This window comes from Streptomyces sp. GL_140, from assembly GCF_057834465.1.
This window is the reverse complement of the sequence record NZ_CM174404.1, coordinates 3,523,849-3,538,426: the sequence shown is the minus strand read 5'-3', so window position 1 is coordinate 3,538,426 and position 14,578 is coordinate 3,523,849. Positions and strand designations below refer to the sequence as shown.

Sequence of the window (14,578 nt, the reverse complement as noted above, 5' to 3'; positions counted from 1 at the left end):
GGGCACGAACGGGCTCACGGCAGGAACCCCTCGATCTCCACGCCGAGGCCCTTTTCGCGGGCTGTGGTCAGCACGTCGTCGGCGAGCGCGATGTCCAGGACCCCGAGGCCGAACGGTGCGTAGACGACCGTGCGTCCGGGGACGGGCGTGAACGCCTCCTCGTCCAGGAGGATTTCGCCGATCGTGGGGTCCACGAAGGCGCGGTGACCCGCGAGCTGTTCGGCCAGGTGCAGAGAGGTGCGCTCGCGCAGGGCGTGGTCGATGTCGTCGACGATGTTGTGCACGTCGAGGAGCGACTCGGGCAACAGGTCGCGCAGCGAGATGTGCAGGACGACGGTGCCCGGCGTTGCGGCCCGTACGTCCAGGTGCGGTTCGATCGCCGAGGTGGCCACCGACACCAGGCCGTGCGCGGCGAGGGCTTCCTGCGCGGTGGCGGCGGTGGCCACCGAGAGTTCCGGTGCGACCTCGGCGACCTGGGCCGTGAACTGGGCGGTCCGTTCGGGCGAACTGTCGTGGAGGGTCACGGTCTTCAGCCCGGGGATTGCGGCGCGTACGTGGCGCAGGATCTCCAGGTTGATGACGCCGCAGCCGATGAGTGCCAGGCCGTCGGGGCGGTGGTCGCGGGTGAGGAGTTCGGCGGCGAGGGCCGCGCTGGCCGCGGTGCGTGCGGCGGAGATGAGTGAGCCCTCCACCAGTGCTTCGGGGCGGCCGGTCTCGAGGGAGTTGAGGATGATCGCGGCGTTGGCGCGCTGGATGCCGCGGTCGATGTTGGCGGGGAAGGACGAGATCCATTTCATGCCCGCGGCCGGCTTCGCTCCGCCCCGGTAGGCCGGCAGGCCGATGATGCGGTTGCGGGGCTGCCCGGGGAAGCGCAGGAATATGGAGTGCGGCACGGCGGTGTCGCCCTGCGCGTGAATGCGGTAGGCGTCCGCGACGGCTGCGATGTTCTCGAGTTCGCGGCCGTCGAGGATTTCCCCGACTTCGGAGTGCCGGATGATGAGCATGACGGGGTTCAGTCCTTCCAGAGGTGCGCGATCTCACCGAAATTTCGGTGGACCCACGCGTCGGAATAGATCGTGTCGAGGTAGCGGTCGCCTCCGTCGGGGAAGACGAGCGCCACGTTCGAGCCGGCCGGGATCTCGTCCTTGAACCGGGTCAGGGCGGCGACGGTCGCGCCCGAGGAGCCGCCGGCCAGGACCGCCTCGCGGTGGACGAGGCGGCGGCAGGCCACCACGCAGTCCAGGTCGGAGACGTGGACGACCCGGTCCGCGGCGGTCGGGTCCATCAGGGCGGGCACCACGGAGGCCCCGTGTCCGGGAATGAGCCGACGGGTCGACTCCAGGCCGAAGATGGCGCTGCCCTCGGCGTCCACCGCCACGACGACGGTGTCCATGCCCTGCTTGCGAATGTGGTCGGCGCAACCGCGCAGCGTCCCGAAGGTGCTGACCGAGCAGAACAGGTAGTCCACCCGGCCGTCCAGGGCGCGTGCTATCTCGCCCATGGTGTTCTCGTGCGCACGCGGATTGAGCAGGTTGGCGTACTGATTGGGCCAGAACGCGTTCGGCGTCTGTGCGACGAGCTCCCGGACCCGGCGCAGCCGCACCGGCAGGTACTCGCCGGTCAGCTCGTCGCGTTCGGTCACCACTTCGATCTCGGCGCCGTAGGCGCGCAGGATCGCGAGGTTCTGCTCCGTGGTCTTCCCGTCGACCACGCACACGAACCGGAACCCGAAGTAGCGGCACATCTGGGCGAGCCCGACCGCCAGGTTCCCCGAGCTGGACTCGACGACCACGGAACGGCCGGGCACCAGTTCACCGCTCTTGATGGCACTGCTCAGCATGCTGAGACCCGAACGGTCCTTGATACTGCCGCCCGGATTGAATCTCTCAACTTTAGCGAAAACCCGGGACTCAAAACCCGGAAGGAGCCTCTCCAATTCTATGAGCGGGGTGTTTCCCACGGTCGACAGAATTCCTGAGAAAGGTGGCTCCGACACGACTGTCACCTCCGAACATTAATCTCGTCGAATGCTCGACGTACTAACGTGGATTCTGAATGCACTGACTATCCGGCAGCTATATTGCAAGAGTTTCCTGGTCGTTTTTACCGGCTATCGGCCGGATATCGCGCCGATGAACCCCTGACGTGTCCGATGCGCTCCAGGGTGCCGTCGGCCCGCCACCGGGCCAGGTCGCCCGTGCGGTACATCCGGGACCCGGGACGCGGCGCGTGGGGATCGGCGAGGAACCGCTCGGCCGTGAGCCCCGGCCGGTTGGCGTACCCGTCCGCGAGGCCGCCGCCCGCCAGGTACAGCTCGCCCGTCGAACCGGGCGGTACGGGCCTCAGCCACCGGTCGAGCACGTAACAGCGGGCATTGCTGACGGGCTGCCCGATCGGCAGCGGTCCTCCGTCCCGCCCGTCCTGGGGCCCGACCGGGTGACAGGTGGCCGTCATGGTCGACTCGACGGGCCCGTACTGGTTCACCAGTTGCCAGTCCGAGCCGACCGAGGCGGCCTGCCCCACCTGCGCGGAGGTCAGCTCCCCGCCGCTGACCACGCCGGTCCGCAGCCATGTGGAGGGGACGCCGTCCTCGCCGGCCGCGTCGCGTGCGGCGCCGGCGAGTGCGTTCAGCGTCGTCGGATCCAGCGCGGGCAGCACGGTCACCCGGTGCTGTCGCAGCAGCGCGAACAGCGCGGCCGGATCGTGGGCGTGCTCCGCCTCCGGGACGACGAGGGCGGCTCCCGCCGTCAACGGCCCGAACAGGTCCCGCACGGAGGCGTCCGAGGAGAGGGGGGCCAGGCTGAGCACCGTGTCGTCGGCGCCGAGCCCCGTCAGGTCGTGCAGGTGCGACAGGTATCCCGTGACCGCCTCGTGCCGGACGCTCACGCACTGCGGGCGACCGGCGGCCCCCGGGACCGGGATGACGAACGCGGGACGGCGCGGGGCGTCCCCCGGTCCGACGGGGTTGGTCCCGGGCAGCCCTGCCGTGTCCCCGACGTCCCCGGCCGTCTCCAGGTGCAGCACGCAGGCGACGTCCGTCGGCTCGGACGCGGTGCGCCCGGCCGGGTCCCGGGGATCGGCCGGCAGGCAGGCGGCCCCCGACTTCAGGACCGCGAGCAGCGCCACGACCCGCTCCACCGAGCGGGGCAGTGACACCGCGACGACGGTGTGCGCTCCGGCGCCCCGGTCGATGAGCCGGTGCGCGAGGCGGTTGGCCCGCGCGTTCAGCTCGGCGTAGGTGACGCGTTCGTCCCCGTGGATCAGTGCGATCCGGTTGGGCGTGGTGACGCTCTGGCTCTCGAAGAGTCCGTGCACGGTCGCCGGGACCAGATCGACGGCGGTGTCGTTCCACTCCTCCAGCACCGTGCGCCGCTCGTCGCCGCCCATCAGTTCGTGGGTGTGGAGCGGGAGTCCGGGACGCTCGACCACGGCTTCGAGGAGACGGACGAGGCGTGCCCCGAGGAGGTCGGCGCCGACCTGGTCGAGGAGGTCGCCGCTGTACTCGAGGGTCCCGTCCAGACCGCCGTCGGCGGATTCGCGGACGACGAACGCCAGGCCGGACGCCGCCGCCGGCCTGGGCAGGGGCTCCGCCGACGAGGACACGTGCGGAAGGTCGAGGACCGGGTCCGCGTCGTGCGGGAAGTCCAACGTCGCCCGGAACAAGGGGGGACGGCCCGACGGGCCGTCCGGACAGAGCGCCTCCACCAGCCGCTCGAACGGCACGTCCTGATGCGCGAGCGCCCTCAGGTCCGTCTCCCGTACCCGGCCCAGCAGTTCCCGGAACGAAGGGTCCCCCGACAGGTCGTTGCGCAGGACGAGCGTGTTCTCGAAGAGCCCCACCAGGCCGTCCAGCGCCACGTCGGTGCGCCCCGCGACCCGGGTACCGATCAGGACGTCCTCACCCGCACCGAGCCGGGAGAGCAGCCCCGCCAACGCGGCCTGCACCACCATGAACAGGGTCGTGTCCGACTCCCGGGCCAGCCCCCGCAGCCCCCGGAGCAGCCCCGCGGGGACCCACCAGGAGGAGGACCCCACCACCTGGTCGGCCACGGCGGACCGGGGCCGGTCGGCAGGCAGCACCGGCCCGGCCGGGATGCCGGTCAGGGCGGAGGTCCAGTGGCCGAGCTGCCGGGAGATCAGGCTGTCCGGGTCCGCTTCGTCGCCCAGCAGCTCGCGCTGCCACAGCACGTAGTCCGCGTACTGGACACGCAGCGGCTCCCACCGCGGCGCCTCACGCTCCACACGGCTGCGGTAGGCGGTCGACAGGTCGGCGCAGAGGGGGACCAACGACCGGCCGTCGCACGCGAAGCGGTGGACCGTGAGCAGCAGGACGTGTTCGGTCGGCGCGATCACGAACAACACGGCCCCCAGCGGGAGACGGTCCTCCGGGCCGAAAGGACGGGAGACGGCGGCGAGCAGGCGTTGCGCGAGATCCTCCTCGGTGGCCGACGCCCGGGTCAGCCCCGGCCGGGCCCCGGCCAGCACCCGCTGCGCCGGCTCCCCGTCACGGACATCGAGCACGGTGCGCAGGCTCTCGTGGCGGGCGACCACGTCGGCGAGCGCCGCCTCCAGCGCGTGCACGTCGAGGAGTCCGCTCAGCCGGACCGCGAGCGGCGTGCGGGACGCCGCCCCGGCGCCCTCCGTGCGGTCCGGGGACCACAGGTGCCGCTGGGCGCGGGACAGCGGGAGCGCCCGCGGCCGGTCGTACGCGGTGAGCTCGGGCCGGTCCTCGGCGGCGGCCCCCCGGATGCGCCCGGCCAGCGCGGCGACCGTGGGCGCCTCGAAGACGGCGCCGAGGGGGAGTTCGTTGCCGAGCACGGACCGGATGCGGCTGACGAGCCGGGTCGCGTGGAGGGAGTGTCCCCCGAGGGCGAAGAAGTCCTCGTCGATGCCGAGGGGTCCGTCGATGCCGAGGACCTGGGCGAACAGACCGCACAGGAGCTCCTCGTCCGGGGTGCGGGGGCCGCGCCCCGGACCCCGCGCCGCGTCCGGCGCGGGCAGCGCCTCCCGGTCCAGCTCGCCGTTCGGGGTCAGCGGCAGCGCTTCCACCCGGACGACGGCCGAGGGCACCATGTGCTCGGGCAGTCGTTCGCCGAGCCCGGACGTGTCCGGGACGGCGCCCGCCCCGGCGACCACGTAGCCCACCAGCCGGCCCTCCCGGGCCACCACCGCGGCCTGGGCCACGCCCGGAGACGCTGCCAGCACGGCCTGCACTTCGGCGGGCTCCACCCGTCGGCCGCGGATCTTCACCTGGTCGTCGAGCCTCCCCAGGAACACCAGCTCACCGAGGGTGTCCCAGGCGGCCACGTCACCCGTGCGGTACATCCGCGTACCGGCCGGGCCGTAGGGGTCGGGCAGGAAGGCGGAGGCCGTGAGGCCGGGCCGCCCGGCGTACCCGTGCGCCAGTTGCGCGCCCGCGAGGTAGAGCTCGCCCGGCGTTCCGGGCGGTACGGGGCGCAGGCCGGAGTCGAGGACGTAGACCCGGGTGTTCCAGACGGGACGGCCGATCGGCACCACGGGGGAGCCCGGCCAGCACTCGGCGTGGGTGACGTCGACGGACGCCTCGGTCGGGCCGTACAGGTTGTGCAGCGCGACGCCCGGCAGCACCTCGAAGAACGCGTCCCGCACCTCCACCGGCAGCGCTTCGCCGGAACAGATCACCCGCCGCAGCGATCCGCAGCCGAGGGCGTCGGGCCCGCGCAGGAACATCCGCAGCGCCGAGGGCGCGAAGTGCGCGGTCGTCACCCCGTACCGCTGGACGACCCGCGCCAGGTGTGCCGGATCCTCGTGGCGCCCCGGCTCGGCCACCACCAGGACCGCGCCCTGCCCCAGCGTCCAGAACAGTTCCCACACCGACACGTCGACATCGGCCGGCGCCTTGTGCAGCACCCGGTCGTCGGACGTGAGCCGGTACGCGTGCTGCATCCAGGCCAGCCGGTTCACCACGCCCGAATGCGGGATGACCACGCCCTTCGGCCGTCCCGTCGACCCCGACGTGTAGATCACGTACGCGGCGGTCTGCGGGTCCACCAGCGCCTCGGGATCGGATCCCGGCAGGCCGGCCGCCACGGAGGCGACCGTCGAGGCGTCCACGGTGAACGCGGCGTGCGCGTCCTCCCGGATGAACTCCCGGCGCCGCGCCGGATGGTCCGGATCCATCGGCAGGCAGGCGGCCCCCGCCTTCAGCACGCCCAGCAACGCCGCGACCATCTCGACCGACCGCGGCAGCACCACTGCCACCACGTCACCCGGCCCGACCCCCGCGGCGATCAATCCGTGCGCGATCCGGTTCGCCCACGTGTTCAGCTCCCCGTACGGGACCACGCTCTCCCCGAACACCACCGCGTCCGCCTGCGGCGTCCGGGCCGCTTGGTCCTCGAACAGGCCGTGCACCGTCCCCGGGGCCACCTCGACCCCGGTGTCGTTCCACTCCTCCAGCAGCCGGACCCGCTCACCGGGCAGGAGGACGGGGACGTCGGCGACGGGTGCCTCGGGGTCGGCGGCGAAGGCCGTGAGGAAGGCCGCGAACCGGCCCAGGTGGCTGTCCACGTCGGCCTGGGCGTAGCGGGACGGGTTGGCGGTGAGGCGGAGTTGGAGACCGCCGGGCACCGGGTGCGCCGCGAACTCCATGTCTTCGACGGGGCCCGAGGCCAACCGGTGGGCGATGCCCGTGGTGCCGGCGAAGGAGATGTCCGGGCCGGAGCCCATGACGTCGACCACCGGCCCGAACTGCCGGCCCGCGGGGTCCGCGCCGGTGGCCCGGAGGTCGCGCAGGAGATCCTCGCAGCGATACCGCTGGTGGTGCAGCGCCTGCCGGGTCTCGTCCCGGACGTGCTGGACGAGGGAGCGGACGGTCGTAGCGCGCCCCGTCCGCACGCGCAGCGGCAGGATGTTCGCGGTCGTGCCCGGAGTCCGCTCCTCGGCAGCCGTGGCCCGGTTGGCCACGGGCAGGCTGAGCAGGATGTCGTCCCGGCCGGTCATCCGGTGCAGGTAGGCGGCGACCGCGGCGACGAGCACCGTGGACCACTCGGCGCGGGCCGCCCGGGCGGTGAACCGGAGCCGGTCCAGGCACTCCTGGGGAATGTGCCGGGCGCCGCGTACGAGGTCGCGGGGGCCCGGAGCACGGGAGGCCGGGACCGTTCCCGCGGGGCCGTGGGCGGCGGTGAGGGCTCCGGAGAGGGTGACGGGCCTGGGGCGGTCCGCGAGGTACGCGGTCCAGTGCGCGCGGTCGGCGGTGTGCTGGGCGGAGGAGGAGTAGGCCTGCTCGGCCGCGTGGAGTGCGGCGAGCGGCAACAGGGTTCCCGCGGTGGGGTCTTGGCCTTCGCGAAGTGCGGTGTAGAGCTCGGCGGTACGGCGCAGCAGGAGGGCGGTGCCGTGGCCGTCGAGGACCAGGTGGTGGGCGCGCTGGTAGTAGAAGTGCCGGTCGGGCGCGACGCGGAGCAGCGCGAAGGCGAAGAGGGGGTCCCGGACCGCGTCCGTGGCGAGCGCGAGATCGGCCCGCATCCAGGCACGGGCAGCCGCCTCGTCGGCGACGTCCACGACCGGCAGGGTCCAGTCGGCGGGCGGGCCGAGACGTTGCCAGGGCCCGGCCCCCGGTCCCGTGGCCGGATCCTCTTCCGGCGCGGCCTGCGCTGCCGTCGGAGCCGGGAACCGCAGCCGCAGGGCCTCGGTCTCGGCGACGGTGCGGCGGGCGGCTTCCCGGAAGTCGGGGAGGTCGAGCGGGCCCCGCAGATCGGTGCAGAGGCCGACGTTGCAGTGCTGTCCCGGTGTGCCGAGCTGGAGACCGAACCAGATGCCGGACTGGCCCGCCAGGAGCGGGAGCCGGCCGGGGTGGGTCGGGATGGGGCGGGGCATCGATGACTCCGTCTCGGAACGGCGCGCGCGGGGAGGAGGGGAGGCCGGGCACGGTCGTGGGACCGTGCCCGCGCACCCGTGGCGGGGCGGCCCCGGAACGGGCCCGAGGGCCGTTCCGGAGCCGCCCCGGAGCCGTCCGTCAGCCGGCGGCAGGCGCCGCGAGCTTGGCGGCGTAGGTGGAGTAGCCGAAGAGGTCCATGGTGCGACCCGCCAGCCACAGGGTGCCGTTGGTCGCGGTGGTCAGCCGGACACCGTCCGCCGCGTAGTCGACGGGGCCGGTGACCTTCTCCCAGGCCGTCCCGTTGAAGCGGACGAGGCCCCCGTCGACGCTGGAGTTCACCCCGGCGTGCACCTTGCCCCCGTAGAAGGCCAGGTCGTTCACCTGCTCGGTGCCGGAAACGGTGATGTCCTGACGGGTCCACTTGACGCCGTCCCAGTGCAGGGCCGTGGTACCGCCCGCGACCCACACGTCACCGGAGCCCCGGGCGACGATGCTGGTGAAGCTCCCGGTCAGACCGGCGGGGGTGGCGACCTCCTTCCAGGTGGCGCCGTCGTACTTGACGACGTACGGACGGCACTTGGTGCCGGCCGCGTCGGTGCAGGTCTTTCCGGCCGCCCAGATGTCGGTGGCGGAGTTGACGTGCAGGGTGTTCAGCCGGGAACTGCCACCGGCGGCCTGCGGAAGCGCGGTGGTCGTCCACGCGGACCCGTTCCAGTGCCCGACGACGGCCGGGTTGGACGTGGCGGTTGCGGTGCGCGACTCACCGACGGCCCATGCGTCGTTGGCCGAAAGGGCCTGGATGTCGGCGAAGTCGACGCTGGCGTCGGCCGGGTTGCGCTTCTCCCAGGCGGTGCCGTTCCAGTGGCTGACGGACAGGGGCGCCTGGTACGGCTTGCCGAGCACCCAGAAGTCACTGGCGGACGTGGCGGCCCAGCCGTTGTTGTCCGGGCGGTCCTTCTCGTAGGGCAGCTGCTTCCAGGTGGTGCCCTGGCGCACCCAGTAACGGGCGACCTCCGCGTCACCGCTCTGGCGGCCCCAGATGGTCTTGCCGAAGGCGACGGTGCCGTCGCCGACCGGCAGCACGTCGTAGAGGGCGCCCTCCGTGACGGGCGCGCCCACCTGCTCCCAGGTGGGCGCGGCCTGCGCCAGGCCGGCCGTGAGCGCGAGGGCGGCCGCGCCGGAGACGGTTACGACGGCTGCCCTGCTGCGCAGCCCGAGACTTCCGTACGTGAACGTACGCTTCACAAGAACTCCTGGTGTCAAAAGAGAAGGGCCGGAGCGGTTTGGCCCCGGCCTCAATACGGCTCGCACGCGCACCGCCGCGCCGTGGGGGGGCGTAGCGGTGGCGCCGGAACGCTTGGAACACGTCGGTCATTTCCGACGCACCGCCCCAGACTCCGGGGCGCCCATATATTCCTTCTCTAGGTCCGCGGCCGATGGCCGCGGCGCCAGGCTGCGCAAGCGGATCGGGCCGGCGCGTCGGGCGGTTCGGGGGAGCTGTCGGCGGTCAGCCGGGCAGCCGGTCAGCTCAGCAGGCGGGCCCGAAGGGCGGTCGTCGTGGCCGGGGTGATGCCGACGCGGTGCGCGAGGTAGGCCTCGACCGAGCCGTGGAGGGTGGTGAGGTCCGCGAGGGTCAGGCGGAGGATTTCGGCCGGGGCGCGGCCGTAGGCGGGCCAGCGCATGGTGCGGCCGGGGTTGGCGGCGTGCCAGTCGGCCGTCAGGCGGGCGGTGGCCAGCTCGGTCAGGGCGAAGTCGTCGAGCACCTGCTGCTCGTCGACGCCGAGCAGGGTCAGGACGAGGGCGGCGATCAGGCCGGTGCGGTCCTTGCCGGAGGTGCAGTGGAAGACCGCCGGTCCGGGGCCTTCGGCGATCAGCTCGATCGCGGCGCGGATCTCCTCCACCCCGTCCTCGGCGACCTCGGCGAACCGGTCGGCGAGGAACCGCCAGGGGTCCAGGTCCGGGTCGATCTCGGCCTGGTCATAAGGCCGGTGCTCGATGCTCAGGTTGGCGTACGTGAACCGCTCGGGCTCCGGTATCCGGCCCTTGGCCTCGATCTCCCACGGGTAGCGCAGGTCGATGACGGTACGGATGCCGAGGCCGAGGAAGCGGTCCCAGTCGGAGCCCTCCAGCTTGCCGAGCGAGTCCGCCCGGTAGAGGACGCCCCGGGCGACGGTGGCGCCCTCGGCCGTGCGATAGCCCCCGAGATCACGGAAGTTGTGGAGCCGGTCGAACTCGATGTGCCGGGTCATGGGCGGATCCCCCTTGGCTTGAACCGATGTGCTGTGGTGATCCACATTCAATACATCGCGCCGGATCCAGGCCAGGACCGGCCACGATCGGCCGGAAGCCTCCCCTCCGAGCGGTCCCGCTGGGACACTGCGCCGGGTGGACTCGTACGCGGGCTCGGGCCCGGACTCGGTGAACAACAGCATCTCCGGCGGGAACTTCTACGGCCCGGTCATCATGGGCCGCGACACCCATGTGCCCGAGCATGGCCTCATGGCCGCGCCCGTACCCCGCATGCTGCCCTTCGGCCCCGACGGGTTCGTCGACCGCGAGGTTCCGCGCGCCCGCCTGGACGAGCTGCTCGCCGGGAGCGCCGGCCGGTCCGCCCCGCTGCTGGTGCTGCTGCACGGCACGCTGGGCGTCGGCAAGACCGGGCTGGCGCTGCACTGGGGCCAGGAGCGCCGGGAGGACTTCCCCGGCGGGGTCTTCTACGCCGACCTGACCCCGCAGGGGCTCGGCCGCCCGGTGGAAGCGGACGCCGTGCTGGAGACTTTACTCGGGCAACTGCGCATCCCCGTCGCCGAGATGCCCGCCTCGGAGGCGGCGCTGGCGGCCCGGTTCCGCAGCCTCACCGCGGAGCGGCCCGCCCTGGTGGTCCTCGACGGGGTCCCCAGCGCCGCCGCCGTCCGGCACCTGCTGCCCGGACATCCCGCGAGCATGGTGCTGATGACCAGCCAGTTCCGCCTCGGAGCCTTCGGCAGGGACTTCGAGGGCCGGCTGCCGGTGCGGCTGCCCGTCCCGGCGCTGGACGAGGAGGCGTGCGCCGCGCTGTTCCGTGCCGTCGTGGGGGAGGACGTGGCCTCCTCGGACGCACTGCGTACGGTGCTGCGCGCCTCGGCCGGGCTGCCGTACGTGGTCCGCATCGCGGCCGCGCACGCGGCGGACCCGGTGAGCGGCGGAGTCGAGGAACTGGCCGCCCGGATCGGGCGGGAGAACATCCTGGAGGTGCTCGACGTGCCGGGACACCAGGACGGGACCGGGGACGGGGACCCGTACGGGGACGCGGACCCGGACCGCGGCCAGGAGTCCGCCCGCCGGGTCTTCGACCTGGCCCACGAGCACCTGGACCCGCGGCTGCGCGCCGGGTTCCGGCTGCTCGGGCTGCACCCCACCCCGGAGTTCCCGGCCGCCTTCCTCGAAGCCCTGGCTCCCGGGACCCTGCGCGGACTCCACGACGCCGGGCTGCTGGACCCCGCCGCGCCCGGCCGGTTCCGGATGAACGGGGTCCTGCACGGCCGTGCCGGGACCCTGGCCGCGGCCGACCCCGCAGCACGCGGCGAGGATCTGGAGCGGGTGATCGACTGGTACCTGCGCCGGGCGGCCGCCGCGGAACGGATGATCTCCCCGCGCTGGCGGGCCGGCGAGCTGTTCCCCGACCCGGACCCCGACCGCGGCTCCGGCCCCGACGGAGCCCCCGGCCCCTTCGCCACCAGGGCCGCGGCGATCAGCGCCCTGGAGGCCGACCGGCACACCCTGGCCGCCCTCGCCGAGCTCCGCGAGACCGGCCCCGCCCGGCTCTGCCTGCTGGCCCAGGCCGTCCACGCGATGTTCCTCGACCGGGGCCACCACACCCTGTGGATCCGCATCGCCCGCCTCGCGCAGGAGGCCGCCGCCGACACCGGGGACGGGCTGATGCTCGCCCGGATGCACTACGAGTTGGCCTTCGCCCTGGGCGACCGCGGCGCGGCCGAGGACCTGGAGGAGGCGCGGCTGCACTACGACGCCGCCCGCGAGAGCGCCCGCCGGATCGGCCACGAGCGCACCGAGTCCTCCGCGCTGGAGGGCCTCGGCCGGATCGCGGTCGCCCAGGGCCGGCCGCGGGCCGCCGCGGAACTGTACGCGCAGGCCCTCACCGCCCTCGGCGCGGTGGAACATCCGCGCGGCCGGGCCCTGTTGGAGTATCACCAGGGCAACGCGGCGGCGGCCGCAGGACAGTACGACCGGGCCGCCCGCCACCTCGCTACGGCACTGCGCGCGTTCGAGGCGTTGAAGGACGAGGCCAACGTGGCCAAGACCCGGCTGCGCTCGGCCGCGGCCCTCCTCGCCGCGGGCCGCCCCCAGGAGGCGGCCGGCCCCCTGGATCAGGCGCTGGAGGCCTTCGCCGAGGGGACCATCAACCGGGCCGACGCCGTCCTCGTACGAGGAGACCTGCGCGCGGCCCTCGGCGACCCGGAAGCCGCCCGGGCCGACTGGCAGGCGGCCCTGGCCGCCTACGAGTCACTGCGGAGCATCCGGGCCGAGGAGGCCCGGATCCGCCTGGCCCGCATCCCGGACCAGGGCGAGCCGCGCCACTGAGACCACCCCGCCGACCCGGATCCCGAACTCGCCCTCCACATCAATGCCTTCGCCGAGCAGCGCGACCAGCACCGACCCGGCCAGCGCGGGCTCCGCGCCGCCCGACACCGTGAACTCCCGCCCGTCGCGCAGCCGCAGCCGCCCGCCGGACACCACCAGTGCGCAGTGGGAGTTCCGGGCGAACACCGCCGCCGGATCCGCACCCGGCCGCGCGATCAGCACGTCGGCGAGCCCACGCAGCCGGGCATCGGGCTCGGCGGCATCGGCGGTGACGTGCGCGTCGGGGCCGAGGTGGGCGGTCATCCGGCCCTGGAGCTCGGCCGGATGGCGGCGGACCCGGACCTCCTGATCCCCGTTGGCCCGGTCCCCGATGGCGGTGGAGACGTAGGACGCCGGGACCAGCGGGCTCGGCAGGCCGGCGGGCCCGGGCAGCGGCACCGGCCGGGCCACGACGGGGAACTCCGGTTCGGGCAGCCCCAGATGGCGGTAGCAGAGGGTGCGCAGCAGGGCGGCCGCCCGCCCGGCCCGCGAGGTCAGGCGGGCCGCGGCCCCAGGCAGGGCGCGGGCCCCGGCGAGCTGCGCGGCCAGCGGCCGGCCCGGATCGAGGCGCGGCAGGGCGCCGCCGAGCCAGGCCATGGCGGACCCGGCGGCGACGGCGGAGTCGTCGAAGGCGGCCAGCACTCCGGGGATCCCGCGCGCGGCGGCGTACAGGCTCAGCGACCCGTGGTCGCCGAGGTAGACGTCGGCGGCGCACAGCGCGGCCTTCCAGCCCTGCCCGGCGGGCGGCGGCAGGATCAGCCCGGCCCGCAGGGCGCGCGCCAGCCACCTGCGGATCTGGTTCTCCCCGTGGACGTACCAGGCATTGGGGTGGACGGCGGCGACGACGCGGAATTCATCGGAGGGCAATTCGGCGAGGGCGCGTTCGACGAGCGCGATATCGGTGCCGATGAGGGAATGCGGGCCCCAGGTGGAGGCGGCCAGCAGGAGTTTCTGCTCGGGCCCGATTCCGAAGGCCGCCCGGTAATCGGCGCGGAAGGGGTCGGAGGCGTCGAGTTCGTCGGCCACCGGATCGCCCACGACGTGGGCGTACGGGAGCGCTTCGGGGCAGTCGCGGCCCAGGCGGGAGAGCTGTTCCTCGTGCGAGAGGACGATGACGGACGGGACGACCTCACCGTCGTGGAGCAGCCACTCGGCAGTCAGCCCGAAAGCCCCGGCTCCGACCCCTGCCCCGGATTCCGGATTCCGGATTCCGGATTCCGGATTCTTGCTGAGCTTTTTATTGTATCCAGCCCCGTGCGGGGCGCCAATGAGCGGTGCGGAAATGTCCTCCAGATTCCCGCCGCGGCTGGTGCTCACCGCCAGATCGAACCGCTCCTTCAGGGCGCTCTCCCACGGCAGGAAGAACAGCCCGTGCGCGGAGACGAATTCCGCGATCCCGTCCTCGAAGGCCGAGGACCCGGTGCACGTGAACACCACCCGCACCCGGGGGTCCGCCTCGAAGACCTGGAGCACGTCGAGGAGCCGGGTCGCGGAAGTGACGTTGTGGATGACGCCGAGGACCGTGCGTTCGGCCGGCACCGTGAGCCACCGCCGGGCCGGAAGGCCGCGCTCCGTCCGCACCCGCACCACCACTGCCTTCCCGATCCGCTCGCGCCGCACGCCAGCCTACGGCTAGCGTGCGGACATGGATGTTGCGGCACTGGTGACGGCGGGTGCGACCACGATCGTCGGGTTGATGGTCTCGGACGCGTGGAGTTACGCGGGCGGCCGCTTCGCCCGCCTCCTCGGGCGGACGGACGACACGGCGCGGACCGAGGCGGACAGGGGTCTGCGGACCTCCCGCGCCGAGCTCCTGCTGGCCCGCGCGGACGGCGACGAGGCGGCGCTCGCCCAGGTCGAGGAGGGCTGGCGGGACCGGCTGCGGCTGGCCCTGGAGGCCGACCCGGAGGCCGTGCGCGAGCTCACCGAGCTGCTCGACGAGGTGAACCCGGGCTGGCGCGAGGGGGCTTCGGGTTCCGTGGTCCAGAACACCATCACCGGCGGGACCTTCAACGGCACGGTCGTCCAGGGCGGGGACTTCGGGTCCGTCAACCTCGGCTGAGGCTCACGCCCCCATCGGTGCGTGCGGCTCCACGACGATCC

At 73.5% G+C, this 14,578-nt stretch carries 8 protein-coding genes; 2 read left to right on the top strand and 6 right to left on the bottom strand.

The window, feature by feature from the left end:
* Positions 1 to 14 precede the first annotated feature (14 nt).
* The 5 genes from sbnB to AC3IYJ_RS16320 form a co-directional block, all read right to left on the bottom strand.
* The gene (gene sbnB, locus AC3IYJ_RS16340) at positions 15 to 1,004 is read right to left on the bottom strand and encodes a 2,3-diaminopropionate biosynthesis protein SbnB (protein WP_489402012.1); all 990 of its coding nucleotides are present in this window, start codon (positions 1,002 to 1,004) and stop codon (positions 15 to 17) included.
* A gap of 8 nt (positions 1,005 to 1,012) precedes the next feature.
* Positions 1,013 to 1,960, bottom strand: coding sequence for a 2,3-diaminopropionate biosynthesis protein SbnA (gene sbnA / locus AC3IYJ_RS16335; RefSeq protein WP_489402011.1), 948 nt, complete (start codon positions 1,958 to 1,960; stop codon positions 1,013 to 1,015).
* Between the two features lie 143 nt (positions 1,961 to 2,103).
* A complete protein-coding gene (locus AC3IYJ_RS16330; protein WP_489402010.1) occupies positions 2,104 to 7,854 on the bottom strand; it encodes an amino acid adenylation domain-containing protein in 5,751 nt (1,916 codons plus the stop codon).
* Positions 7,855 to 7,993: 139 nt separating this feature from the next.
* Positions 7,994 to 9,100, bottom strand: coding sequence for a hypothetical protein (locus tag AC3IYJ_RS16325; protein WP_489402009.1), 1,107 nt, complete (start codon positions 9,098 to 9,100; stop codon positions 7,994 to 7,996).
* A 278-nt stretch (positions 9,101 to 9,378) separates the two neighbouring features.
* Complete coding sequence (locus AC3IYJ_RS16320) at positions 9,379 to 10,104, bottom strand: tyrosine-protein phosphatase (RefSeq protein ID WP_489402008.1); 726 nt, start codon at positions 10,102 to 10,104, stop codon at positions 9,379 to 9,381.
* 136 nt (positions 10,105 to 10,240) lie between these two features.
* On the opposite strand from AC3IYJ_RS16320, the gene AC3IYJ_RS16315 reads away from it, so the two are divergent.
* Positions 10,241 to 12,436, top strand: a complete 2,196-nt coding sequence (locus AC3IYJ_RS16315; RefSeq protein ID WP_489402007.1) for a hypothetical protein — start codon at positions 10,241 to 10,243, stop codon at positions 12,434 to 12,436.
* Here AC3IYJ_RS16315 and AC3IYJ_RS16310 read toward each other — a convergent pair.
* The gene (locus tag AC3IYJ_RS16310; protein ID WP_489402006.1) at positions 12,359 to 14,095 is read right to left on the bottom strand and encodes a hypothetical protein; all 1,737 of its coding nucleotides are present in this window, start codon (positions 14,093 to 14,095) and stop codon (positions 12,359 to 12,361) included. The genes AC3IYJ_RS16315 and AC3IYJ_RS16310 overlap by 78 nt on opposite strands.
* 25 nt (positions 14,096 to 14,120) lie before the next feature.
* Between AC3IYJ_RS16310 and AC3IYJ_RS16305 the strand changes: the two genes are divergently transcribed.
* Complete coding sequence (locus AC3IYJ_RS16305) at positions 14,121 to 14,537, top strand: hypothetical protein (RefSeq protein ID WP_489402005.1); 417 nt, start codon at positions 14,121 to 14,123, stop codon at positions 14,535 to 14,537.
* Positions 14,538 to 14,578: the final 41 nt, after the last annotated feature.

What these genes read in the sequence shown, in the direction of transcription:
- sbnB (WP_489402012.1), bottom strand. Translation starts at nt 1,004, where the DNA reads ATGCTCATCATCCGGCACTCCGAAGTCGGGGAAATCCTCGACGGCCGC.
- AC3IYJ_RS16330 (WP_489402010.1), bottom strand. Translation starts at nt 7,854, where the DNA reads ATGCCCCGCCCCATCCCGACCCACCCCGGCCGGCTCCCGCTCCTGGCG.
- AC3IYJ_RS16320 (WP_489402008.1), bottom strand. Translation starts at nt 10,104, where the DNA reads ATGACCCGGCACATCGAGTTCGACCGGCTCCACAACTTCCGTGATCTC.
- AC3IYJ_RS16305 (WP_489402005.1), top strand. Translation starts at nt 14,121, where the DNA reads ATGGATGTTGCGGCACTGGTGACGGCGGGTGCGACCACGATCGTCGGG.